General features: G+C 55.2%; 17 protein-coding genes. 8 read left to right on the plus strand and 9 right to left on the minus strand.

The window, feature by feature from the left end:
* Positions 1 to 10 precede the first annotated feature (10 nt).
* The 3 genes from SH678x_RS09935 to SH678x_RS09945 all read right to left on the minus strand — a co-directional run bounded on the left by SH678x_RS09935 (position 11) and on the right by SH678x_RS09945 (position 5,314).
* The gene (locus SH678x_RS09935; RefSeq protein WP_496922750.1) at positions 11 to 1,591 is read right to left on the minus strand and encodes a lamin tail domain-containing protein; all 1,581 of its coding nucleotides are present in this window, start codon (positions 1,589 to 1,591) and stop codon (positions 11 to 13) included.
* Between the two features lie 105 nt (positions 1,592 to 1,696).
* Positions 1,697 to 3,493 carry an endonuclease gene (locus SH678x_RS09940; RefSeq protein ID WP_496922751.1) on the minus strand — a complete coding sequence of 599 codons (1,797 nt, stop codon included), beginning with the start codon at positions 3,491 to 3,493 and terminating at the stop codon, positions 1,697 to 1,699.
* Positions 3,494 to 3,595: 102 nt separating this feature from the next.
* A complete protein-coding gene (locus SH678x_RS09945) occupies positions 3,596 to 5,314 on the minus strand; it encodes a PEP-CTERM sorting domain-containing protein (RefSeq protein ID WP_496922752.1) in 1,719 nt (572 codons plus the stop codon).
* A 446-nt stretch (positions 5,315 to 5,760) separates the two neighbouring features.
* On the opposite strand from SH678x_RS09945, the gene SH678x_RS09950 reads away from it, so the two are divergent.
* The 3 genes from SH678x_RS09950 to phnD all read left to right on the plus strand — a co-directional run bounded on the left by SH678x_RS09950 (position 5,761) and on the right by phnD (position 9,405).
* Complete coding sequence (locus SH678x_RS09950; RefSeq protein ID WP_496922753.1) at positions 5,761 to 6,993, plus strand: endonuclease/exonuclease/phosphatase family protein; 1,233 nt, start codon at positions 5,761 to 5,763, stop codon at positions 6,991 to 6,993.
* 123 nt (positions 6,994 to 7,116) lie between these two features.
* The gene (locus tag SH678x_RS09955; protein ID WP_496922754.1) at positions 7,117 to 8,304 is read left to right on the plus strand and encodes a DUF1559 family PulG-like putative transporter; all 1,188 of its coding nucleotides are present in this window, start codon (positions 7,117 to 7,119) and stop codon (positions 8,302 to 8,304) included.
* Between the two features lie 36 nt (positions 8,305 to 8,340).
* Positions 8,341 to 9,405 carry a phosphate/phosphite/phosphonate ABC transporter substrate-binding protein gene (phnD, locus tag SH678x_RS09960; protein WP_496922755.1) on the plus strand — a complete coding sequence of 355 codons (1,065 nt, stop codon included), beginning with the start codon at positions 8,341 to 8,343 and terminating at the stop codon, positions 9,403 to 9,405.
* On the opposite strand, the gene SH678x_RS09965 is transcribed toward phnD, so the two are convergent.
* Positions 9,402 to 11,396 (minus strand): hypothetical protein, encoded by a 1,995-nt coding sequence (locus tag SH678x_RS09965; RefSeq protein WP_496922756.1) that lies wholly within the window; start codon positions 11,394 to 11,396, stop codon positions 9,402 to 9,404. The genes phnD and SH678x_RS09965 overlap by 4 nt on opposite strands.
* A 149-nt stretch (positions 11,397 to 11,545) precedes the next feature.
* Between SH678x_RS09965 and thrC the strand changes: the two genes are divergently transcribed.
* The 3 genes from thrC (at position 11,546) to SH678x_RS09980 (ending at position 15,792) form a co-directional block, all read left to right on the plus strand.
* On the plus strand, positions 11,546 to 12,790 hold the full coding sequence (gene thrC, locus SH678x_RS09970) for a threonine synthase (RefSeq protein WP_496922757.1): 1,245 nt from the start codon (positions 11,546 to 11,548) through the stop codon (positions 12,788 to 12,790).
* 144 nt (positions 12,791 to 12,934) lie between these two features.
* Positions 12,935 to 14,386, plus strand: coding sequence for a pyridoxal-phosphate dependent enzyme (locus tag SH678x_RS09975; protein ID WP_496922758.1), 1,452 nt, complete (start codon positions 12,935 to 12,937; stop codon positions 14,384 to 14,386).
* Between the two features lie 98 nt (positions 14,387 to 14,484).
* The gene (locus tag SH678x_RS09980) at positions 14,485 to 15,792 is read left to right on the plus strand and encodes an amidohydrolase family protein (RefSeq protein ID WP_496922759.1); all 1,308 of its coding nucleotides are present in this window, start codon (positions 14,485 to 14,487) and stop codon (positions 15,790 to 15,792) included.
* An 81-nt stretch (positions 15,793 to 15,873) separates the two neighbouring features.
* Here the strand turns inward: SH678x_RS09980 and SH678x_RS09985 are convergent, their stop codons facing one another.
* From SH678x_RS09985 to SH678x_RS09995, 3 genes are all read right to left on the minus strand, one after another.
* Positions 15,874 to 16,833, minus strand: a complete 960-nt coding sequence (locus SH678x_RS09985) for a carbamate kinase (protein ID WP_496922760.1) — start codon at positions 16,831 to 16,833, stop codon at positions 15,874 to 15,876.
* Between the two features lie 155 nt (positions 16,834 to 16,988).
* Positions 16,989 to 18,020 (minus strand): ornithine carbamoyltransferase, encoded by a 1,032-nt coding sequence (locus tag SH678x_RS09990; RefSeq protein WP_496922761.1) that lies wholly within the window; start codon positions 18,018 to 18,020, stop codon positions 16,989 to 16,991.
* Positions 18,021 to 18,140: 120 nt separating this feature from the next.
* Positions 18,141 to 19,406, minus strand: a complete 1,266-nt coding sequence (locus tag SH678x_RS09995) for a YgeY family selenium metabolism-linked hydrolase (RefSeq protein ID WP_496922762.1) — start codon at positions 19,404 to 19,406, stop codon at positions 18,141 to 18,143.
* Between the two features lie 245 nt (positions 19,407 to 19,651).
* On the opposite strand from SH678x_RS09995, the gene xdh reads away from it, so the two are divergent.
* Positions 19,652 to 22,342 (plus strand): selenium-dependent xanthine dehydrogenase, encoded by a 2,691-nt coding sequence (xdh, locus tag SH678x_RS10000; RefSeq protein WP_496922763.1) that lies wholly within the window; start codon positions 19,652 to 19,654, stop codon positions 22,340 to 22,342.
* A gap of 66 nt (positions 22,343 to 22,408) precedes the next feature.
* The gene (locus SH678x_RS10005; RefSeq protein WP_496922764.1) at positions 22,409 to 23,011 is read left to right on the plus strand and encodes a nucleotidyltransferase family protein; all 603 of its coding nucleotides are present in this window, start codon (positions 22,409 to 22,411) and stop codon (positions 23,009 to 23,011) included.
* A gap of 11 nt (positions 23,012 to 23,022) precedes the next feature.
* Here the strand turns inward: SH678x_RS10005 and SH678x_RS10010 are convergent, their stop codons facing one another.
* Both SH678x_RS10010 and SH678x_RS10015 read right to left on the minus strand, forming a co-directional pair.
* Positions 23,023 to 24,339 (minus strand): MFS transporter, encoded by a 1,317-nt coding sequence (locus SH678x_RS10010; protein ID WP_496922765.1) that lies wholly within the window; start codon positions 24,337 to 24,339, stop codon positions 23,023 to 23,025.
* A gap of 119 nt (positions 24,340 to 24,458) precedes the next feature.
* Positions 24,459 to 25,751, minus strand: coding sequence for a DUF5722 domain-containing protein (locus SH678x_RS10015; protein ID WP_496922766.1), 1,293 nt, complete (start codon positions 25,749 to 25,751; stop codon positions 24,459 to 24,461).
* Positions 25,752 to 26,049 lie beyond the last annotated feature (298 nt).

The following is a 26,049-nucleotide window of genomic DNA, read 5'->3' on the forward strand; positions in this document are numbered from 1 at the left end:
CGGTTGAAACTCATGGCACGCGGTTACTTCTATGTTGGTTGCCAAACGCAAATCTTGCAAGCGTTAAGCCCGCAGAGGCAAATAAAACCCATGTAATTCCCGCGGGCTCGGGAATTGCCTTGATCGCCACAAGTCCAACTCCGAAACGGGAACGCCAATCGTTCAAATCCTGGCTGCTGTGGGGATTTGGAGAACCGCCACGCTGCCATCTCAAAAAGTCGCGCCCATCGATATCCCCATCGCCGTCGAAATCCCCGGTATTTGAAGGCTCACCTGCCGAAAGAAAACTCCCCGGGCTACCGACATCCCCGCCCAGATGTAAGGGAATACCTCCCTCCCCGCCGGACACAAGAGTCGCCGCGAAAGAACCCAGCGAATCGTCATCGGCACTCACGGCCCAGTTGGAACCAGTTGCCGCATTCAGACTGAGATTTTTTAAGCTTAATGAGGCTCCTTCAGGTGGGTTGGGGAAACCGCTCGTCTGCATGAAGTTTTGTGTCACAACCGTCGTCCCAAACGTGTTCTTGAGGGTAATCGTGTCGCCCGTGTTGTTCAGCGTCAGCCGACTCCAATTTGTGACCGGGACCAAGTTAAGCCCCGATCCCCAGGCTCCGGCGAATTCCACCGCCGTTACGTCATCGGCATTGAACAAAATGGCGGTCCCTCCCGCGGCAACATTTCCACCCGCAATGTTGGCCGAAGTGACGACCGGATTGGCAACGTCATCGAGCGTGTAGCCTGCCAACGAAATTGCGGATCCGCTGCTGTTATAAAGCTCGATCCATTCCCAATCGTCATCGGGGCTGGCCGGGTCGAACATCACTTCCGTGACTTGCAGCCCTGAAACACTTGATATGCCTGGTGGTTTGATGCCCGGATTACCGATATCGTCATCGCTGTTGATTGAGCCTGGTATCGAAACCGCGCTGCTCGTCACGGCGCCGTTGATGCCTGAGTTGCTCAAATACCAGTTCGAACCCGCACCATGGCTGCCACTACCCGACCAGGCGATCGATTGCCCATCGGCTTGAGGAAAGTTCGCCGATGAAAAATCCAAGCTGAATGCGGCATGGTCAAAACGAGCCGTTTCGTCGTCGGTTTGATCTGCACGCCAATCCGACGCCGTGGCCCAAAAACCAATCGAGCGACCAGGGCTATCTACTGTGTTCGTGAGTGACGGTAGCGAATCCGCGGCGATGAGTTTCACCGCGGGCCCCAACCCCCAAGCTTGCCGAAAATAGGAATCGTTAAAATTGACCGAGTTGTCGTCCGAAAATTCACCATCGTAGATAACCGCCGTTTCTCCCGGATTGATAACCGTGTCGGGATCGAGCGTGGCGCTGATTGTGGGTGAAGGGGTCGCCACATCGGGGTCCCCTAACCGGCGAGCAAGCATGCCGTTGAGATTCACCGCCTGGCTACCGAAGTTGCGAACTTCAATCCATTCCCAAACGCTGTCGTCAATGGGGTTGTACATCACCTCGGTGATGCGAAGCTGGGCAAAGGCTTCATGCGTAAAGAGGACGCTAAATGCAGCAAAAGCGAAAGTGGCAAAACCCTGAAGAGTGATAGGGCGAAACCTGGAAGTCACTAGCCACCTCCCGATCATGGATGAAAAACTCTACGGCTAAAAACCTCCCCAATAATAATGGCGGGTCGTGGGCGTCACAACAAAATTTTCCCGTCGTTCTAAGTCCTAAAGAGACAACGACAAACGACGACGCGAGCTCCCCGAGAGGCCCGCCAAAACGAACAGGCACAGCACGCTGCTTGGTTCAGGGACGGCGACGGAAGCAACAACGGGTGGGGCAGCATACTCCGCCTGCCACAATTCCAGATCGCTGCTGCTGAAAGGATCGAAGGAATCGCCCCGCTGCCAGGCGAGAAAATCACGGCCATCGATGTCGCCGTCGCCATCGAAATCACCCGTTTCTACGGCGGCTGCTTCGACGATGCCCGACAAGGTGAGCGTCATCGCCCCCAGGCCAGCTGCACCGGGCAAGTCCTCGTCCGAGAAATTCAAGGTGTAACTGGCGCTGAAAGTTCCTTCCGCCGACGTGTCGATCGAGGCTAAGAACGAATTCGTGCTTCCCGCATCGAGTGAACTGAAAGCGGTGAGGCTCGTCGTCAGTGCCGAGATATCACCAGCGGAAACAATCGAATCTAAATCCAGTCCCGCGGTGAAACCAGCGGTCTCGATGAGATTGCCAATCTCAAACTCAAAGGCGGGAACCACGCTGCCCATTGTGACCGTGCCAAAGTCGAGATTCAAAACGTTTTCATCGCTCGCCAGTGTGAACGAAGGATTCGCATGCGACAGCACGTTGAGCGACACATCGATCGTATCATTCCCATCGTTATTGCCCCGCCCGGCACCGCCGTCGGTCGTAATATCTAAATTGTTGATCAAGACCGCCCCCGACCTTAGTCCCGCGGTTGCCGTGTTGGTGTTGAGGCCAACCGTCAACGCACGGGTATCAGTTCCCGAGGTCAAAACTTGGAAGGCGTTGTACCGTCCTGAGATCGAAGAAGTTGCCGCGCCGCTGGTTGTCACTTCAAAATAGGTGCCATCCAAACCGTTCTTACTGAGCGAAACATTCTGCGCGGCGGGGACGGCGGCACCGACCAGCACGCTTCCCAAATTCAAACTGTGCGTTGAACTTCCATCGGCACTGGGCGCTCCGCCAACGTACAGTTGCGAATCATTCTGCTGATCGACAAACACCGACCATACAAATTCCGGGTGATCGACATACGGATTGCGATTCTGCTGCCGGTAGGGATTCGTAATCGCCGGCGAGCCAGATGCACCTGCCAGTCCATAAATCGCATGATTACGCCGCTCCTCGAACGCATCGGGCACGTCGCGGAAATGGTAATTAATGAGTGACGATAAATCTCCCATCTGAAGACCAGAAGGAAAAGTGTCGACCAAAGAAAGCTGAGTGTAACGCGTAGCCATGTAAAACTGGGAGCGGGCCACGTCCCCCGCATCGGCATCCCCTGGATAGTAATAGGAACCGACGGCTCGATGATTGCCCGTCGTCGTATCCATGCCGAAGGGATCATTGCCCCGCGAAGAGTTGATACTTGGGTTCGCTGGGCGAAGATTGAATTGATCCGAAGCAATATTAACTGTGCCATTGCTGGCACTTGCACCGAGCCGCGATTGTGGCCAAATGTGCTCGCGATTGAAACTCGTTCCGCCATCCCAAACATTCGAAACCGAGGCCCGATTGTAAATCAACAAGACATTCGCAGAGTTGTTGGGGTCAGCATCGGTGATCGCTGCGGAATATCGGGCATCGCCGTAGTTGACTCCGGTCATGGTGCTGACGATCGTGCGCAGCTGGGTTTTGAGCGTCGCGCCCGTCCCCGTCGCGGAGTTGTAGTAAGTCGTCGGTGCATCATATTGGGCAAAAGCCATTTGCCGGCTCAGAAATGCCAATACGAACAGACCACAAAACCAGGCAATAGAGACTCTTCGCGTCATCGCAACAACCTTACTGTTCTGTAAGCAAAAATCAGGACACAGAAACGGCCATGCCCACTTTCGCGGGCATGGCCGTTTGATTAACAAAACATATCGTTCAGCTTACCGCTTGCGGCCACAAGCCAGCGGGGCAACCGCCAAAGCCAAGATCAACAACGAGCTGGGCTCGGGGACGGCATTCAAGCCCGATAGCGCACCGCCGTTGTAGGCCGTTTGCCATTCGAGCAGGTCCGCGCCACTGAAAGGAGTCGTCGATTCGCCGCGCTGCCAAGCCAGGAAGTCCCGACCATCGACGTCGCCGTCGCCATCGAAATCTCCATCCAGGCCTTCGCCAGGAATGGTGAAGAAGTCGACCTTGTCGCCGAAGCCAATCGAGGTGAACAGCGAAATACTGTCATCCAAATCCAAGAAGGAAGTCGTGACACCCGTGGCATAGTCGATGACCCACATGTCGAAGGCAAATTCAGGTGTTTCACCTGCGGCACCCGGAGCAAAGATAAACAATTGATCGGTCTCACTGTCCCAAGCTGACCACTGGCCACGCTCGAGGAAGCCGACGTCTCCGGTCGATTTTGTTGGGTTGAGAATGATCTTCTCGCTCCAAGCGCCAATCTCGATTTGTCCGCCATTGTCGTAGCTCACGATTTCGGCACGCAATAGGGCTGGTTCGTGATCACCAGCACCAATGCCGTCCAAAGTGTCATTAAAACCTGACTCGACAATGATGATATCGCCGGTGTCGAGGTCAACATGGATGTGATCACCTTTACCATCATTAGACACTGTGCTGAAGAAAGGATCATCATCCAAGGCAAACGCGGGCACGCCGCTCGTGAAATTGCGATACCCAACAAAATTGTTGGAGTTATCAATTTCCATGAAGGACACATCATCACCGGCGCCGTCACTTTCCATGACCCACATACCGCGGACGCCACTCACAGGATCATGATAATAAGCGGAAGCCGTGGGTTCACTGTGACCTTCGACATCCATATTAACCTTACCGATCCGACGAGAATTCCAAGATTCGGTTGTGCCGACGTTAAAGCCACCGTCTAAGAAGTCAAAGGCCGCGCCGTTGGCTGCACCGGGCGCAGTTGAAACTCGTTCAAGGACGCGATACTCGTGATCAGTAGACAGATCTTCAGGATCGCCATTAGGCGCAGAGGAATTGTCGAGGAGTAGTAAAGTATTTTCATCAACGAATTCCAGTGAAGTGGGATAGAAAGGTGATGGTTCGCCGAGGAAATTATTGCGTTTCACTTCGCCAATCTTCTCAATCGCACCTGGCAACAAGAAGGTATTGCTGTGGATCACAGCAAAGTCAAAACCTGGACTGTCCACACCGTAGGTCACATAGTCCCCGCGTGCGGCGTAAGCAAACCCAGCAGTGGGTGGGTTAGAAAATGGATCAACTAGACTTTCACCTCTCACATCGTGGCCTTGGTGATTCGTCTGCCAATAACTCAAGACATCCATGAAATTGATCTTGAGGATATCGAAATCACCGGAGGTGTCGACGGTGTCGACAGCCGGAGTACCGCTATCAAAAGCGAGAAGATAAACGTCGCCAGTCACTGGATCGACATCAATCGCTTGAGGTTCGTCGAAGTTGTTCGAGCGTTCGTAACCGGTGAAAACGCTAAACAGCGGGCCTTGATTGAGATTGTCAGCGTCGTAGAAAGAGACGCTCTTGGGTGAGTCGCCGTTGTTATTCTGCTCGTTGAGAACAATAGCAAATCGCGTTTGAGCAAACGTTTGCGAGACCAAGCCCGCTGCTGCCAACGCAGCGTAACAACAAATTAATAATCTTCGCACGAGTCTTTCTCCTGTTAGTCTGACCTTCAGAGTTGTTAGTAGGCTAAGTCCAAGCAGAAAAGCGCGACGAGTCCCTCTATGATCTTCTCTCGGCTTGACCTTCCTGACTCTATTCCGTTGCTACTATAGTGAGATTCACTTAAGAAAACATGAATTTGGCATGAATTAACCGCCAAGATTCTCAAACTATTGGCTCGCGAGAGCCGGGCGGATCGGTGGGCTTTCAATGCTCACAGTCTAATCAGTCGTTAAATATAATGCAAACAGGACGTACCTGGTGCGTAGTTTCCGTACCCAGTGCATTACTAACGACCAATCAGTTCCCATCTTTGCACAATCCCCTAAGATAAGGCCTACCGCAGAGAACATGGAACTTAGCGAGTCGCACGTTGGCAGGATCAGCAACCATATCAGTCGTCGTCTCTTTTGCCGTTCGGGCCATCTTCGTGCTGGCAGTCCTAGCCAGCATGGCCTATGAGGCTCCCGGCGAGACGGTTCGCTTCGCCACTTTCAACGTCTCACTTTATGGCAAGTCCGCGGAGGATGTGGCTCAACGAATCGCCTCGGGGAATGACCGTCAAGCTCGGTCGGAAGCCGAGATCATCCAGCGCGTTCGGCCCGACGTATTACTCCTAAATGAAGTCGATTACGATGCGGCGGGTCAATTGATCGACGCGTTTCAGCAGAAATATCTGGCGGTCGGACAGAATTTTTCGCAGTCCCCCGACGGTCCTGCTGAACCCATTGAATACAAGTATCGCTACTTCGCCACTTGCAACACGGGCGTTGCCTCGGGACACGACTTGGATTGCAATGGCCAAGTCGGGAGCCAAGTAGGCACGGTGGAATACGGCGGCGATTGCTGGGGCTTCGGCCAATATCCCGGGCAATACGCCATGGTGGTTTTATCGAAGCATCCGATCCAGACCGACGCCATTCGCACGTTCCAGAATTTTCGTTGGCAAGATATGCCAGGAGCAAAACTGCCGGACGATCCTGAGACCGATGAACCCCATGATTGGTACAGCACTGAGGTATTAAGTCGTTTCCCCCTCTCCTCGAAGAGCCATTGGGATGTGCCGATTCAAATCGGCGAGAAGACTGTCCATGCTCTTGTCAGCCATCCCACGCCACCCACCTTTGATGGTGCCGAGGATCGCAACGGCTGCCGTAATCACGATGAGATTCGCTTTTGGGCCGACTACATCTCGGACGACTACACCGGGGAAGGTGCAGCTGGCTACATCTATGACGATGCGGGGCAGCTAGGGGGCATCAAGCCGGGAGCAAGCTTCGTTATCATGGGGGATCTCAATGGCGACCCGCATGATGGTCAGGGGAAAGCAGGGATTTCCAAGCTCTTGGCCTCGCCCGAGTTGGCTTCCGGGTCGAACCCCGAGAGTAAGGGTGGCGTAGAACAGGCAAAGTTGCAGGGTGGGGTCAATGAGTTACATCAGGGTGACCCTCGACATGATACCTTGGACGCAGCGGACAAGGATGGCCCTGGAAATTTGAGGCTCGACTACGTTTTGCCGTCAAAAAACTTAAAAGTAGTTGCCTCCGGCGTCTTTTGGCCGCAAAATACAGACACACTGTTTAAGCTTGTGGGAGAATTCCCCTTTCCCAGCTCCGACCACCGGTTGGTCTGGGTCGATGTGGATTGTAGCGAGCCAAATTGATGAGGCGCCGTTTGGCACGCAAATATTTTGACAAGTCTTTAATAAACCTTCATTCTTTTCTCATTGAGTTTTTATAAAGTTATTAAGAAGCCATTAATCTCACCGAATTGACGGAGTAGCGCCATGCATCGTTTCGGATCCCCCTCTCGCCGTGCCGACGGCTTCACCCTCGTGGAACTCCTGGTGGTGATCGCCATCATCGGCGTGTTAGTGGCCCTATTGCTCCCGGCCATTCAAGCGGCCCGTGAAGCCGCTCGTCGCACACAATGCGTCAACAATGTTAAGCAAATGTCGCTCGCGGCGGCGAACTATGAAAGTGCAAAAGGCGTATTTCCACCGGGTCGTTTACGTCCAGAAGCAGAGCGAAGGACTGGTGCAGGTTGGGTAGAAGATTTTCCCAGCTCGACCTACTCGACAAGTTGGAATCCTAACCAGCGATACGGCAACTTTTCAGTTCATATTTGGCTATTGCCCTACATGGAAGCCAACAATGTTTACAACATGATCGACTTTTCGAAGGGTCAAATTAAAGCCATGACCACGACAGGTAATCCTCATTACAATGCCTATGCTACAGCTAGTGGTATGTTCTTATGTCCGAGTGATGGTGTTTTTGAAAAGATTATTTCCGAGAACAGTTATCGCGCCAATTTCGGTGGCTCAACTGTCTTCGCAGGTGCCACAGAAGCTGCTGACGTGGCTCAGCTAGACCTTGCCTATAACGCTGTATCTCCAGAAGGATTTCCTGCAGGTGGTAATGGTGCCTTTACAGCAGGAAGGACAGGTCTCAAAGCAGGCTACTATACGGACGGTTTATCGAAAACGGCTTTTTTCTCTGAACGTTTAGGCGGTAGTGGCAGTAATGCAGGTAGTACCCCTCCGACCAATAGAGATATTATTGGCTTGGGTCAGGGAAACAATGTTGCATCAATTACAATCGGTAACATTTATGATCAATGTTTAGCAGCCGCGAATAGTCCTCCTACAAGCAGCATGAATTTGACGGGTGCGGGGCGATGGTTGGAAGGAAGCCAATTCTCTAATGGTTGGCCGTTCGCTGGTTATGATGCGAGTCAATACAACCATGTCGCTACACCTAATTGGAACGGCTTGGATTGTGGCACTAACAGTGGTATTCCGGACACGGTTTTTGAGCATGCGATTATTGCGGCTCGTAGTGCACACCCTGGCACGGTGGTGGTTGGTTTTGGTGACGGACACACTGCAATTGCGAACGACGACGTCGATATTGCTGTTTGGCGTGCCATCGGCAGTCGTGATGGTGGTGAAACCGTCGATACCAATTTCTAGTTCCGAAATTTGTCACTCTTTGCGGAGACGTGTCTCGTGAGCATCAAAGCAGGTGTTATTCGTGCGCGGGTCGTGGCTGCCATTGCAGTCGTCGCCGCCGTGGCAGGTTGGGCCGCTTACGCTTCTTCGTCCATCGAAAAGCAAGCCCAAGAGCAGTACGTCAACCGCACGATGAGCAACTTCTTTGCAAGCCTGAGTCCGACCGTTGTGTTGGACCCCGTCTACAAAGATGCGGATAACGATCTGCTGCCTGATGCCCCCGAGAATGCGGCCTTGCAAGCCAAGCCAACCGAACTGGTCTTTTCGTTCATCACGTCCGAAGACTCCACCAACGAGCCCGCGCAATGGCAAGAAGTCATGGATGCCATCAAAGAGAAGACCGGCATCCCCGTGACATATCTCCGTCTCACCGATGCCCGCGAGCAAAACGAAGCGCTCCGCAATGGTCGACTACATATCACCGCGCTCAGCACCGGCGAAGTCCCCGTGGCTGTGAACACGGCCGGGTTTATTCCCGTCTGCATGTTTGGCAAGGAAGATGGCTCGAGCGGCTATAAAATGGAGTTCGTCGTCAAAGCCGACAGCCCGATCAAGAAGCTCAGTGATTTGCGCGGCAAGAAGATCGCCTTCACCCGTCCACGTTCGAATTCCGGCTGCAAAGCCGCGGCGATGCTGCTCATGAGCGAAGAGTTCAAGCTCGAGCCCGAACGCGATTACGAATGGCGTTACACCTACGGCCACGCAGGCTCTATCGCTGCCGTGCTGGAAGGTGACGTCGACGCTGCTCCCATAGCCAGCGACGTGCTCGCCCGCATGATCGCCAAGGGCGACGTCAAAAAAGAAGACATCCGCACGATCTACGAATCGGAGCAGTTTCCTCCCGCGGCGTTCGGGTTTGCCTATAATCTGACCCCGGAAATCCAAGAGGCCATCAAAACGGCGCTGCTGGAATTCAAGTGGGACGGCACGAAGGTCGCCAAGGAATTTGGTGCCGATGGCACGAGCAAGTTTGTGCCCATCACCTACAAAGACGATTGGGCCAACATCCGTCGCGTCGACATGGCCGCGGCTAACGCTCGCAACACACTGGCCGCCAATTAAGCTTCAGCCAACAACCGAGTATTCACCGCGTGAATGCGCCCCGCCGCACTGATGCCACGCAGCAGCGTTGCCAAGGCATGATAGCGTCCCATGTCGACCACATGCGGCGATTTCGGGTGAGTTGATTCCACACTGCCGATGGAATTGATTGTTAGCGTGACCGTGCCGTCTGAAAAAAGATATCCATCAGCGGTCTCAGCAATGCTCAACGGCATCCCATCAATTCTCGCTTCCAACTTCAGCGATCCCGACATGCCCGATAAGAAGAACCCGTCATGAGGTACGCCCGCCTCAAACGCCTCGCGGCTACCAAAAAAGCTGGGCTTCATTAAATACGGCCCATCGTACTCCGGGCAGAATGTGTCGCAGTTGCCGCAGTGATTGCAGTAGTCGGCGAAGTTGGCAATCTGCTCGGTCTTCTCCACGCGAAACGGCTTGGGTTCGCCGATTTCAACAACTCTGCCATCGGGCTGAACTTCGACATCGCAGTACAGGATATCCACCGCCGCGACGGGATACGCAAAGTTCGCGTCGTTGGGACAAACCGGGATGCACTTGTCGCAGGTGATGCAATCGAACGTGGTGAGATGCGAATTAATTTTCTTCGGCACGGCACGATTCTGCGCGGCATAGTAACGCGTGTCGGCTTGGATTTCCTCGACGATGATCGCGTTGTTGAGAAATCCAGCACGAACAGGATCGCCCCCTGCAGCCAAACGCTGTCCTCGGCAATCGAGCAAGTAATCATCAATCGTCTTCGCGCCGACGGCATTCATCGCTTTGCCGAGTTCATCAAAATACGGCGGCAGCCGCCCGTACCCACCCGTTTTCAAGAGGTCCGTGCAGGTCGTCACCGGCACATATCCACAGGCGACAGTCGAGGCGACGTTCTTGCGGTCGATCCCTGCCGAGAAAGAAATTGGCATCGCCGCGCCAATGCGTTGACGGAACTCATTGGCCAGCGTCAGCGTAATCACGTGCAACGGCAACCCCGAGAGATACATCACCTTTTCGTTAGGCGAGAACACGTCGCGATGGTTCGTGACTTCAAGCGTATTAGAGAACTTTGCCCCCAACCCCAGTTTCCGCGATGCAGCCAGCTTACTCAAACGCTCGCACATCGCGATCGACTGATCGAACAACAGCCCGCTGGTGTAGGCGTGAGGATTCACGGTCAGTTCCGTGTAGCCCATTATGTCGTAGAGCAAATGTTCAAGCCGTTCTTTGCCCAGCATTGGCGGATTCATTTTCACGATCACGTCGACACCGATTTCCGTGAGCAAGAATTCGCAGATACGCTCAATCTCATCCGCCGGGCAGCCGTGAAATGTCGACAGCGTGATGCTGCGGCTGAGCTTCGTGGGAAAATCCAGCTCGCGCAAAGCTCGCAAACGATGCGGCAGTTGATCGCGAAGTCGTTCGACGCTTTCTGTCGCGTCCATCATCCCGCGGATGAAACCTACGACTTTCTCGGTTTGGATACCCGCGAGGTCATAGCCCACGGACAAATCAAACACCGTTTCACCGCTGGTGCCCCCCATATCAGTTTCACCGAACGGACTGCCAAACTCCTGCGGCGCATGCCGAAGCATATGAATCAGCATAGCCCCTTGCACATATTGATCGAGCGATTCATGCACCTTGAGTTCCTGCGACCACTCGATGTTGTAGCCAACATTCGCTGCATCAATGCAGGGCCGCGAGATTTGCAGCGCATCGTTCACTTGCACCGTTTTAAGCTCCAGGATCCGCGAACCCGCGAGCCAGGACAGCACGAGATTCTGTGCCATTTGGGTTTGTGGGCCAGAAGCGGGGCCGACGGGATTCCCCGCGGTTTGCCCGTGGAACTTCACCGACAAATCGAGCGGATCTTCCGGTGCCGGCACGAACCACTTGCGGCGCGGCAGATCGAACATAGCTTGCTGCCGCGCGAACTCCAGACGCATGCGATCCACAAGTTCGACAAAGGGAGTGCAAAACAGATCGACCATATCACGTCGCTCGCTGGGTACTAGGTGATTTCCGCAACCAATTGTTCTGCCTCTCTTTATGATTCTAGCTTGGCTGACGTTGTTCCACTAGCTTCACCACGGCGAGTGGGTTAGAGTGCAAACTTGCATAAGTAGAGAAGGACATTGGGATGATCAAAGAACTCGTTTGTGTCAACTGTGGCACGACCTACAGCACGGCATCGTCGGATGCGCCGCAAGTTTGGATGACGTGTGGCAAGTGTGGGCCCGCTGAAGGTATTCTTGATTTTCGCTTCGATCTCGACGCTGTTCGCAAAGCTTGGGATGCCAAGCCACTCGCCTCGCGAGCACTCAACCATTGGCGTTACGCCGAGCTGCTGCCGCTTAAGCCCACTTCAATCAAATACGAGTGGCAAGTGGGTTGGACTCCGCTGATCGCGGCTGAGCGATTGGCAAAACAATTCGGTCTCAAGCGAATGCTGTTCAAGGACGAAGGCCGCAATCCGTCGGCTTCGTTCAAAGATCGCGCAAGTTCTGTGGGGGTCGCCCATGCCTTGGAAGTTGGCGCCAACACGATCGCCTGTGCCTCGACAGGCAATGCCGCGACGAGTCTCGCTTGCCACGCAGCCCTGGCTGGCATGCAAGCCAATATCTTTGTCCCCGCGACGGCCCCCGAGCCCAAGCTCGCACAGCTCTTGGTTTTTGGTGCTCGCGTCTTCGCTGTGGAAGGAACCTACGACCAAGCCTATCAACTCTGCTCGGCGGCGTGCGATAAATTTGGTTGGTATAATCGCAACTGTGCGATCAATCCGGTGTTGGTCGAAGGTAAAAAAACGGGTGGCCTCGAAGCGGCCGAGCAGGTTTCGCTGCTAGGCGAAGTTCCCGATTGGGTCGCCGTGAGCATCGGCGATGGTTGCACGATTGCTGGCATTTGGAAAGGCTTCGCCGAAATGCATGCCTTGGGCGTGATCGACCGCTTGCCACGCCTGCTGGGCGTTCAAGCCGCCGGTGTGGCACCCATTCCCTATGCCATGGAGCACAACAAACTCCCCGCCCCTGGCCAAGGCGCTACGATGGCCGACAGCATCGACGTGCAAGTTCCCCGCAATTGGAAAAAAGCCGTCAACGCGTTGCGGGATGGCAATGGTATTGTGAAATGCGTCAGCGACGAACAAATTCTCGAGTCGATTCGTTTGGGTGGCAAGCATGGTGTGTTTGCCGAGCCAGCCGCCGCTGCAGCTCTTGCTGGCGTGATGGCTGCGCTCGATGATAAAACAATTAAGCCTGGCGAATCGGTTCTCGCGATGGTTACCGGCAGCGGACTCAAAGATATTCGCAGCTCAATCCGCGCGGGAGGACACCCAATTCGCGTGCAACCCAACCTCGCGGCCATCGCGGAAGTTATAGAAAAATAGTAATTTATTAGTTAGCCACAGAGAACGCAGAGGAAACCACGAATAATACGAATCAGACGAATAAATATTATTCGTGCTATTCGTTAGACTCGTGGTTAACTCTTAATCCTTGTCGTTGTGGTGAGTTTATCTTCGGAGTAGGTGATGCAAATCAACGAACAAGTCTTGTCCCGCACGATCGAGCGCTTTCGCGAGCGGAAGATTCTGCTCCCAACGTTCGCCCAGATGCGCAGTCCTGATTCGATCCCCGACAAGATAAAAAATCGCCTCCGCCAAGTAGGCTTGTGGGATATCGATCCTGTGAATTTATTTCGTATCACTTGGAAGAACGAGCCCGTCGAAAAAGGCGGACTGTTCAACGAAGGGAATTGGATCGAATTTCCCTCGGAACTCACCGGCGTCGAAACTCGCATCATCGGCCTGATGGGCAAATACTTTCCCACGGGCGCTCACAAAGTCGGCGCGGCCTATGGTTGCTTGATTCCCAAACTCGTGAGTGGGCAATTTGATCCCACGTCGCAGAAAGCGGTGTGGCCCAGCACGGGGAATTATTGCCGCGGCGGGGCCTTTGACTCGGCACTCCTGGGCTGCACGGCCGTGGCGATTCTGCCCGAAGAAATGAGCCGCGAACGATTTGAATGGCTTAAAGAAATTGGCGCTGAAGTAATTGCCACCCCCGGTTGCGAATCCAACGTCAAAGAGATTTACGACAAATGCTGGGAGATTCGCAAAACACGTCCTGAGTGCGTGATCTTCAATCAATTTGAAGAATTCGGCAACGCCTGTTGGCACTATCATGTCACGGCCTCCGCAATTCTCGACGTCTTCCAGCAAGTCGCGCCAGGCCATCGACTCGCCGGTTATGTTTCAGCCACGGGCAGCGCGGGTACTATTGCTGCCGGTGATCGCCTGCGTAAGACGCATCCCGATATTCGCGTGGTTGCCACCGAAGCCCAGCAATGCCCGACGCTCTATCAATTTGGCTTCGGGGGACATCGCATCGAAGGCATCGGCGACAAGCACGTTCCTTGGATTCATAATGTCCGCAACACCGACATGGTGGCTGCAATCGATGACGAGCAATGCATGTCGCTCTTCCGATTGTTCAACGAACGCGACGGGCACGAAGTGCTGAGCGATGACTTACCCCCTGAATTTCTCGCGCAGCTTCCCAATGTGGGCATCTCGGGCATTTGCAATCTCGTCGCCGCGATCAAAGCTGCCAAATACTACGACATGACCAACCGCGACGTGATCTTCCTCTGTCTCACCGACGCTGCAGAACTGTATTCCAGCCGGTTGGAAGAGTTATCCTCGGAACGTGGTGCCTATTCAGCGGAACTCGCATCCAACGACCGGGCTCGATACCTCGACGGTATTTCGCTCGACTATCTGCGCGAGCTCACCTACGCCGACCGCAAGGCCCTGCACAACTTCAAGTATTTCACTTGGGTTGAGCAACAAGGCCGCACGGCCGACGAACTCCGTGAGTTGTGGAATCCTGATTTCTGGGATCAGACTTTTGCTCATGCGGGCGAGTGGGACAGACAGATTGAAGCGTTCAACAAGCAAACAGGCGTTTTAGAACTACTGTAAGTTATTCGGGTGCCACTGCTGGCTCGCCCAGCAGTGTCTTAGACTCACGGATAGGCACACCATCCGCGTGGAATTCAGACTCAATCTTGGTCAAGACGATGCCGACCTTATTTCGCGATTGCTTACTGGTCCAGTTAGACCCCCCGCGGGTCGAGCGGGGCGATCTGCGTGAGGCCGATGGCCGCATTGTTTCGGTGGGCACCAATCTTACGCTGCAACCTGGCGACGACATCGTCGATTGCTCTGGGGCCGTCCTGATGCCGGGCCTCGTCTGTGCTCACACCCATTTGTATTCGGCGCTTGCCGTGGGGATGCCTGCCCCACCACGTCAGCCCCAGAATTTTCACGAGATCTTGGAGCTAATTTGGTGGCGGCTCGACCGTGCCCATAATTTGGAGAGCGTCAAAGCGAGCGGCCAAATTGGTGCGCTCACGGCGTTGCGATGTGGTACGACGACCTTGATCGATCATCATGCTTCTCCCAATTGCATCGAAGGAAGCCTTACCGCGTTGGAGCAAGGCATCGCCGACGTTGGATGCCGGGGCGTGCTTTGCTACGAAGTGACCGACCGCAATCGCCCCACCGAAGGGAGCGAAGGACTGGTCGAAAGTGAACGCTACATTCGCCAGTGTCAGTCACGCAACAACGGACATTTCGCCGCATTAGTGGGAGCCCATGCCAGCTTTACGCTCAGCGAGCTGTCACTAGCGAATTGCGTCGAGATGGCCAGCGAATTGGGGGTCGGCGTGCATATCCACGTGGCCGAGGATCCCGTCGACGAGAAAATAACGCGCGAGCAATTCGGCTGTGGTTTGATCGACCGTTTCGAGCGGGTCGGATTGCTCGAAGTTCCAGGCACAATTCTTGGCCACGGCACGCATCTTTCACCAGATGATCACGCGCGGCTCGCCGAGTACAAAGAGTTGCTGCACCTAGCACACAACCCAAGTTCCAATATGAACAATGGCGTCGGCTACACCAAAGTAGCGAATGCCACTTTGCCAGTTACGCTCGGCACGGACGGCATCGGTGCCGACATGTGGCGTGAAGCTCGGCTTGCGGAATTCAAAAGTCATGATGCTCATTCCCCCCTGCCCTTTGGTGGTTCGCTGGGGTTGCTCGCTGAATCGGCTCGGCTCGCTTCAAAAAGACTGGGCGTGACGCTGGGCAAATTGGAAGTGGGGGCCGCAGCGGATTTAGTGCTTACCAGCTACCGCCCCGCGACGCCGCTTACGAGCGATAACCTTGCTGGGCATTTCTTATTTACGCTCGGGCCGGAATTCGTCGACAGCGTGATGATCGATGGTCGTTGGTGTCTGCGTAACGGCCAAGTCGTGTCGTGCGATGAAACATCGCTGCGTGCCGCCGCGGTGGCCACGACCCGCGAACTATGGGGCCGGATGTAAACCTTAGCCGGAGCACAACGTGCTCCGGGCCATAATTGTTAGCGCGGACCGGACCGCGTTGCTGTCCGGCTAGTCGAAGTGCTACTTCACAAACTTCGTTCCACTCGAACCCGCTAAGACTTCACCGAGCTTTTCCAAATGTCCGATATAGGCCACGGCGTTGGGCGCTTGAGAGTTAGTCACGAAATCGACCGCGGCTTCCACCTTGGGCCCCATTGACCCCGAACCAAAGTGCCCCGCGCCAAGATATTCTTGAGCTTCCACCAGAGAAACCTCTGAGAGCTGCTTTTCGTCGGGTTTACCAAAATTAAGGCATACCCGCTCCACGCCCGTGAGGATGACCATCGTCGAGACGCCCAGCTCACGAGCCAACAACGCAGTCGTCAAATCTTTGTCGATGACCGCCGCGCTGCCGCTGAATTTGCCTTGCTCGTCACGGCAAACGGGAATGCCTCCACCCCCGCAGCAGATGACCAATTCTCCGTCATCGGCTAGATTTCTGATCGTCGACAGCTCCATGATTTCCATGGGACGCGGCGACGAAACGATCCGCCGATAACTGCCGTCTGGCATCTCTTTGATCTTCCAGCCTTCGGCGTCGCGCTGTTTTTCGGCGACACTTTTTTCGAGCTTGGGACCAATCGGCTTCGTCGGTTTTTGGAATGCTGGGTCGTCCTTATCCACTCGCACGTTGGTGACAATGGTTGTCACGTGACTTTGTTGACCGCGCCCGGCGAGCTCGTTCATCAAGCACTGGCCGATCATATAGCCCATGCCCGCTTGGGTGTCGGCCACGCAAACCTCGAGCGGTATCGTGTAAAGCTCATGCTTAGCGAGTTCCACCCGCCGCAGGATATTGCCGACTTGGGGGCCGTTGCCGTGCGTGATGATCGGTTGGTAGCCAGTAAGAATCGCATCGGCGAGGAAAACAGCCGTCTGCCGGGTGTGCTCGAACTGCTCTTCGATGGTCCCTTGCTCACCAGGCACGCTGATGGCATTTCCACCCAGCGCAATCACCAACTTCTGCGGCGCGATACTCATGCAAGTCCTTTGCAACCTTGTCATCCCGAGGTGAGTTCTGCGACCCGTGGGATCTGGCTTCAGTCGTCACACGGATCCTATACTTACTCAGGTAGAAACCAGATTCCTCAGTCGCTTAGGCTCCTTCGGAATGACATGAGTTTTACCTTTCCGCACTAGAACGGCCGCTCGCGCATCGTGCACGACATGATCGCCTTAGCCGTGTGTAAACGATTCTCCGCCTCGGGGAACACCACCGATTGTGGGCCATCGATCACGGCATCCGTGACTTCCGAGCCGCGATCGGCCGGCAGGCAGTGCATGTAAACGGCCGTCTTTTTGGCGAGTTTCATACGGTTTTCGTCGCAGATCCAATTCTTGTACTTCGCGTTCATCGCGAGGCATGCCTTTTGGTTGTCGGCGATTTCATCCTTCGTCGTGGCGTTCTGCCGCTCAAGCATCAGATCATAAACGCCCCAACTCTTGGGATAAACAATGTCAGCCCCTTCAAACGCGGCATCCATGTCGTCGACGATCTCGAATTTGCCGCCCGATTCAGCCGCGTTCTTCTTAGCGGCTTCCAGCGTCCGACCGACCAGATTGTATCCCGGCGGATGCGCAAGCGTCACGTGCATGCCAAAACGAGTCATCAAGGTGATCAAGCCCTGCGGCACGCTCAACGGCTTAGCATAGGAGGGAGCGAACGCCCAGCTGACGGCGATCTTCTTGCCGCTCAAATCGTTGCCAAACAATTCACGCATCGTTTGCAAGTCGGCTAGGGTTTGCGTAGGGTGATCAACGTCACACTGCATGTTGATGATCGGCACATTGGAGGCCTCGGCCATCTCGCGCATGTACTTGTTGCCCTGGTCAAGCACCAAGTCGTGGCGGATGCAAATACCATGGCCCATCGAGGCCAGAATCTTGCCGGTGTCGGCCGGTGTTTCGCCGTGGCTGATTTGCGTGACGTCGGCATCAAGGAAGTGGGCATGACCACCAAGCTGAGTCATCCCCGCTTCAAAGGCATTACGAGTGCGAGTGGACTTATCGAAGAACAGCAAGAAAGCCGTTTGATGCGGCAAGAGTTGTGTGGGTTCGCCTCGGTGGAACTTCGCTTTGAGCTCCGTGGTGGTATCCAGCAGCAGGTCCAACTCTTCGCGAGTGAGGTCCTGAGTTTCGATATAGTCGCGGCCTTTAAGATTCGCCATCGGTCAATATTCTCCAACTAATGATTCTTTGGAATAGAACGCGGATTATCTCTGATTGTGCGGATGAACACCGATCAAAATCAGTGCAAATCCGTCCAATCCGCGTTCATCTGTGTTCTATTAAGCACTGTTTTTTCGTTTAAACGTCATCGAAGTTTCGTTCGGTCGACCTGCAGCCAGGTCGCAATAGGCCTCGCCGAAGCCGGCGTAGAATGCCGCACAGTCGATCAGGTGTTGGATCGGCACCGAATCGTTGACCGTGTGAGCCACGCTTTCCGGTGCCGGACCAAAACCAACGCAGGGTATGTCGTACATCCCCGCGATCGACACAGCGTTGGTGCTGAACGTCCAGCGGTGCACAACCGGTGCGCGGCCCAACACATCTTGATGTGCTTTGATCGCGGCCTGAATTTGCAACGACTCTTCGGGGAAGCACCATGTCGGAAAGTACTTCTCGGTCTCGTATTCCAAACCGGTATAGCTGGGCCGCGAATATCGCAACACTTCCACCTTGGCTTTCACGCCGGCCCGCTTCACAGCGTCTTTCACTTGCGCGACAGCCAATTGCTTGGTATCACCAACCGTCAGGCGGCGATCCAAATGTATGTAGGCCTGTCCAGGCACAGCACAGAGGCTGGGAGTCTTGCAGTCGATGTAGCTGACCGTGATCGTTCCTTTGCCCAGGAAATCATCCTTAGGAAGTCGCTCGTTCAGCGATTCAATCTCGCGAACGACTTTAGCAATCTTGTAAACCGCATTGTCACCTTTTTCCGGCATCGAACCGTGGCACGACTTGCCATCACACGTGACGCCAATTTCCATCCGCCCGCGCTGACCGCGCAAGATCGTGCAGTTCGTGGAATCGGTAACGACCACCACATCGGGCTTAATCTTGTCTTCGTTGACGATGTACTGCCAACAGAGGCCGTCGCAGTCTTCTTCCATCACGGTGAACGTCAGAAGCAAATAAAACTCCGACATGTCGACTTTAAGATCACGCAAGATTTTGGCGGCGTAAACCATCGCCGGCACGGCACCCTCTTGGTCTCCCGCGCCGCGGCCCCAGACTTTGCCGTCGGCGACTTTACCTTTGTAAGGATCATGCTTCCATTCGTCGCGGTTGCCGATGCCGACCGTATCGACGTGGGCATCGATGGCGATCAGCTTCTTACCCTTGCCGGGCGTGCCGACCTGTCCCAACAGGTTGCCGAGCTTGTCGACCCAAATCTTGTCGAACGCCTTTGTGGCTTCCATCTCCTCGCGGATACGGGCGATTACCGGCCCTTCTTCGGCCGATTCGCTGGGGATCGCGATCAAGTCCCGCAGGAACTTGACCATCTGTTTTTCGTACTTTTGTGCTGCTTTGAGGTATGTGCTGTTTTTCATAATCGGAGCAATCTACCAAAAACCCTTATTGTGTCTATGCGAAGGTCCCGTATTGTGCTTGAACCAAGTCTGTCCGTATGGCACACTAGTACTGGTGGAAGGATAGTCTCGCCCACTGCGAGGCATGAGTTGGCCACTACGACCAGGCAACAGTCACTGACCGGGTTTGCTATCAAACCCCCAAGGCGGAGGTTTTACCATCGCCGGTCTGGTTCACCTACACCAGTTCTCTGGAGGCCAACCCTGTGGCAACAGTTTCTGACCCTAACTCTCTCAAACTTTCGTGCCGAGTCAACGGTTCCGACGTTGAAGTCGAAATCCTCGACCACGAAGAGCTCACCTTGCTCGACGTGCTGCGGGATCACTTGGGGATCACCTCACCCAAGAACGGCTGTGCACCCCAGGCTCAGTGTGGTTGTTGCACAATTCTGCTCGATGGCAAGGCGACATTGTCCTGTGCGATCAAGCCAGCCAAAGCGGTTGGCAAGGAAATCACCACCCTCGAAGGGCTCGACGAAGAGCATCGCCAGCAGATCGCCGATTCGTTTGTCCGCTGTGGCGGGGTGCAATGTGGCTTTTGCATCCCTGGCATGGCGATGCGTGGCGTTGGGCTGTGCGATAAAAATCCCAATCCCACCCGCGAAGAAATCACCAATTCGCTCAAGCCCCATCTTTGCCGCTGCACGGGTTACGCGCAAATCGTCGACAGCATCGATCAGTACGCCAAACTCCGCCGCGGCGAAGAATTGCCGCCGCTGTCCGAGGCCGACCGTTCCGGCAAAGTGGGGACCGATCTACAGCGTTACACAGGCCACGACGCCGTGCTTGGCGATCGCAAATTCGTCGACGATATGGTCGTGCCCGACATGCTGTACGGCGCGGTGCGACTCACCGATCACCCCCGCGCGAAAATTCTTTCCATCGATCCCACTCGCGCGCTGGCACTCGATGGTGTGCATCGCGTGGTGACCGCCGCCGACATTCCGGGCGATCCGCTCGTGGGACTTATTGCCAAAGATTGGCCCGTTTACGTGGGCATCGGTGACGTGACCCGCTGTACGGGCGACGTGGTGGCTTCAGTCGTGGCCGACACACAGCACTTGGCCCGCCGCGCAGCCCAGTTGATCGACATCGAATACGAAGTCTACGAGCCGATCACCGATCCCGAAAAAGCACTCGACCCCAGCTTGGGCATCGTGCATCCCCATCTCGATACCAACCTACTGAGCAAATCGTCGCTCAAAAAAGGGGATGTCGAGGAAGGCTTTCGCAACTCGGCCTTTGTTCTGGAAGATACCTACGTCACGCAGCGGATCGAGCACCTGTTTCTCGAACCCGAAGCATGCCTAGTCGTACCGATCAACACGGACACCGAGTGGTCGCTTCAGCGTCCCGTAGAACCCGGCCTGTTTGTCTTTACCCAAGGTCAAGGAGTTTTCGACGATCAACGCCAGATCTCGTCAGTGCTTGGCATTGATAAAGAACACGTCGAAGTATTGCTCGTGAGCAATGGCGGGGCCTTCGGCGGCAAGGAAGATATGTCGATCCAGGCCCAGACCGCGCTGATGGCTTGGCTCGTACAGCGACCGGTGAAAATGACGCTCACCCGGCCAGAAAGTTTCCGTATCCATCCGAAGCGCCATCCGATTGTGCTGAATTACAAAATCGGTTGCGATGCCGAAGGGCACATCATGGCGGTGAAGGCTCGCATCATCGGTGACAAGGGCGCTTATGCCTCGGTGGGTGCCAAAGTGCTGGAGCGCGCCGGTGGCCACTGCACGGGACCTTATCGCGTGCCAAACATCGACATGGAATCGCTCGCCGTTTACACGAACAATCCTCCCTGCGGAGCGATGCGTGGTTTTGGCGCCAATCAGGCGGCATTCGCCATTGAAGGTTTGCTCGACCGCTTGGCCGAAAAAGTCGGTATCGATGCCTACGACATCCGCGACCGGAATATCCTCGAACGGGGCGAAGCCTTCGCCACGGGACAGATTCTCGATAAGCCATTCGGTCTGCGAAAAACGCTCGAAGCCGTTAAAGATCAATTCAAAGCCGCCAAATACGCCGGCATCGCCTGTGGCATCAAGAATGTCGGCATCGGCAATGGCATGCCCGACATCGGCCGCGCGGCATTCACGATTGAAGACGACGGCAGCGTGCATATTCGCACCGGCTTCACCGAAATGGGCCAAGGTCTGTTCACGATCTGCATCCAATTCGCGGTAGAAGCGACTGGCCTGCCTCCGGAAGTTTTCAAATGCTCCACCGACACGAGTCTCATGCTCAACTGCGGCCAGACGACCGCCAGCCGGGCAACCGTGCTGGCTGGAAATTCCATCGCCGAAGCGGGGAAAGCCCTCAAAGCCGCGCTCGACAGTGGCAAAACTCTTGCCGATCTCGCGGGGCAAGTGTTCCACGGCGAGTGGATTTGCAGTTACACCAGTAAGCTCGGCTACGACATGGACAAGCCCGGCGGGCCGAAGACGCACATCACTTACGGCTTCGCAACCCAAGTGGCGATCCTCGACGACGATGGCAAGCTCGTGAAGATGATTGCCGCTCACGACGTCGGTCGCGTGCTCAATCCAACGCACCTCAAGGGCCAGATGTACGGCTCGCTCCACATGGGGATTGGTTACGCACTGACCGAAGACTTCCAGAGCGAGGGAGCGGTCATTCAAGCGAAAAAGATGAACGATTGCGGAGTTCTTCGCAGCCATCAAATGCCGGAGATGGAGCTCATTTTCGTCGAAGAACCCGATCCCGAGTGCCCGTTTGGCGCGCGTGGGGTTGGTGAGATTGGCTTGGTGCCGACGGCCCCCGCGATTGCCGGCGCGCTCTACAAATACGATGGCCAAGTACGGTTGAAGCTGCCGATGAGTGATTCCCCCGCCGCGTTGGCGATCACCAAACCGCAAGCGGCTCGGAAGTAGCTTTCAAACCTTAGCCGCGATTCAACGAATCGCCGGTCCCAGCGATTCGTTGAATCGCGGCTATTTATGGTGAATAAACACAAACTACACGGCCTACTCCTCGCCGCCGGTCGTGGCCGTCGCATGGGGGGCAACAAGCAGTTTCATCTCGTGCCCACCGCCGACGGTGAGAAGCCTCTTGTCGCGGCGGCGTTCGACACAATTGCTTCGACTTGCGAAGCGATGTTCGTCGTCGTCGGCCACCGCGCCGACGAAGTCGTGGCCGCACTGGAAAATCGAAAATTCCAAGTTATCGAGTCCGATCCCGACGCACCAATGATCAACTCGATCAAAACCGGCCTGCAAGCTGCACTTGAGTTTAGCCGGACCGCCACGCGGTCCGGGGGTAATGTTTCCATTCTCCTCCAACTTGGCGACCATCCAACAATTAGTCCACGAACCCTCACGCAAATCTCAGCAATCGCTAACGAACATCCCGGCAAAGCCGTGATGCCAACCTTCAACGGCAACGGTGGGCACCCCGTGATGATTCCAGCCACGATTGCCGAACAGATTCTCACCGCCGACGAAGCCGGAGGCTTGCGCCAATTTTGGCTCGATCACCGCGACTTGTGCGTGCGGTTTGAAGTTGACGACCCAAGCGTGATCCACGACATCGACACCCTCTAGCCGCTCGCGGCTTAGCGCGCTTCCAACTCGCTCACCAACATCGGTTCGCCAGCCACGACTTCGCCCTCCGCTGCCGCCGCAAGGCTGATCTCCTCGGCCGAGATCGGTTCATCCGCCACGCGCAAATGACCTGCGAGCCACAGACTCGCAAGCGTCGATGCCACGGCGATCCAACCTACGGTGCCGAAATGCTCGATCTTGCCGCTGGGGGATTCGGCAATAATCATCCCGCCGATTGAAGCCCCCAAACCACAGGCCATGTGCTGCACCGAGGAATTGGCGCTCAAGAACGCGCCGCGGCGGCGTGGTTCGACGCTGCTGGTGACCATCGCCATCGCGGGGATCATGCGACCCACATTACACATCATCATGCCACCAAACACGAGCACCGCCACAACGGTCGGTACCGGCGGCAGATGGGTGATTAACAGAATCATCACCGCCGAAGTTGGGGCGACGAAGCGATAAATCTTGAGTTTGCCGAAATGGTCGGCGAGTTTGCCCACGATGGGTGCCGCGACAAAGGTCAGCGCGCCACCGGCAATGTAAACCAGCGGCAGTTGCTGCTCGCTCATTCCGACGTTGGCCACCAAATAGGCGCTCAAATACGGGAACACCGTGAAGTTGCCCACCATCAACGTGATGATCAACGCGAACGCCTTCAAATGATTCGGCTGCGAGAATGTTTCCATCAAGGAAGCAAGCGGATGTTCGTGAGCCTTTCCCACGTGGGCATCGAGTGGGGGTAGAGCCAACCGCGACAAGATCAATGCCGGCAAGCCGCCAATCGCCAGCACCACGAATGGTACGTGCCACCCGTAATTCGTGCCGAGATATAAACCAAACGGAACTCCGGCCACCGAAGCGAGTGCGAAGCCCGTCATCATCGAGCCGGTCGCCCTACCACGTCGCTCTTCAGGAAAGACGTCACCAATAATTGCCATCGCCATTCCGCCCAGAATACCGCCAAAGGCACCGGTAGCGATCCGCGCGAGCACGAGCGCCGTGTAATTGGGTGCGAGCGCGCAGAACAAAGTTCCCAGCAGAAAGCCGGCGTTCAACACCATGAACGTCGAACGTCGGGCAAAGCGATCAACAATCGATGAAGCGATCAAGCCTGCCGCACCAGCGGCGAATGTGTAGGAAGACACGACCGTGCCGAATTGCGCGGGAGAGATTTGCAGAGTCCGCATGAGCTGCGGCCCCAACGGCATAACGATCATAAAGTCGACGATCGTCGTGAATTGGACCGCGGCCAGAATTAAAACAACAATCCGTTCTCGCGTTCGCTGGCGACTTGCCTCATCGTCGCTTTCTCCTGATGCCATTGCTTCGCCTGCCTCGATGTACTGATTCCGTTCAATTATTATTAGCCAAACGCCGTGAGACGGACAGTTCGGCAATCCGTGGGGTTCGCCCGCTGGCGGTTTGGCCGCACCAAAACGCCCTATTCCCAGCTCTTTTTCCCCACAATAGGCAATGCAAAGCGAAATGCCTCTTCCCATTCCGTGGTATCCGCCGCTCGGAAGCACTCATAAATCAATTTTTTACCGTGCGGCTCACCATTGCCAGGAGCCAGTCGGCGCAATCCCAATCGCAAGCCACCCTCGTGCGGATGGTCCACGTGTCGGTGCAAAATGAAGGCGTCGATACCCTCGGTTTTTTCAACCTGTTTATAGGCCGCGCAGTAAGCGGCCGCTTGGACCAATTCTCCGTCCGGCCCATCGGGCGTGTGAAAACCTTGCTCGCTGAGTATGACCCGCCGGGGCTCGCCGTCATATAACAACTCGTCACGTTTCAAATACCGTGTTAGCACATCGAGATTTTTGAACGTGATCCGCGGAGTGTTTTCCTCGGATAAGGCGGTTGTGTCGTTCCAAAACCGCGGGTTAAACAAATCTTCGGGATACGGATGATACGCCACGTGCCAATCGAAATCCCCTGCTTCCCGAGCCTGTCGCGCGAAATCGTCGAGAAACGCTTTACCGCCAACGGCCTGCAGTTCCTCACTCGGCGGATTGCGCATCGTCCAGAAATGATCGAGTGAAATGTAAACGCGGGCCCACGACGATTGTCGCCGGACGGCATTGTGAATCAGTCGCACAGCGGCGTGATAGGCAGTCACGACGTCTTCTAACGAAGCGCGGCCCATGTTCGACCACCACCAGTGCGAGTTGACCTCGTTGCCGACAATGTAACCGGAGACTCGGCCAAACTTTTCATTCGGCCGGGACCAGCGCTCCGCAAGAAACTTCATCACCGCCGTGAGCCAGGCCTTCCCCTCGGGCGTCGTCGCGTTGAACATTCCAAGCCGATTCGGCGCAGCTGGGTCATAGCGAGGATGGAGCATAATCTTGTTAATATGCTCATCGGCATTGGCATACGTCAGCAGGATGAGGTAGACCACGACGCCGCGATCGGAAAGTTTCTTGATCTTGCGATCCAATTCATGCAGGTAACGGGAATTGAAATTGAACCGCCGTCCGCCAGTTATCCAATAAGGTTGGCCGTTGTCTTCCAAGTCGTCTGACGATACATCGACCAGTTGGCACAAATCGACGTTGATCGCGGCGTGTTTCACCCCCAGCCGCAGGGCATCGTCAACGTCTTCGACCTGCAACCCTTTTTTGGAAAGCGATGAGGGGAAGGAAGCTACGTAACGAGAATCCACGGGCTCGGTCGCCATTGTGGCCGTCAAGCCTGTGGCGATGGCAAACAAAAAGTAAACCAAGAATCTCATGAGCAGCTAATTGTAACCACGGAATCTTGTCGGAAATGGCCGCGCGATTTGGTACAAGAGGACTATGGGACAATAGAACTGTGGACAGTAGAACCAAGGACTGGAGAAGAGATCTCACAGTCTACAGTCCATCGACCACAGTCCTTCCCCCTGCTTTGCAACAATCGAGAGGCTGCAAACCAAGCAAACCTCACCATGCTGGCAAACCTGGAGGGAGAAGACAATTGACGATGGACTGTATGAGAGCGAACACCGATATTCCCAACAACTTGATCAAAGCAAAGGCATGAACAAGTTG

It is taken from the genome of Bythopirellula superficialaquae, from assembly GCF_059632245.1.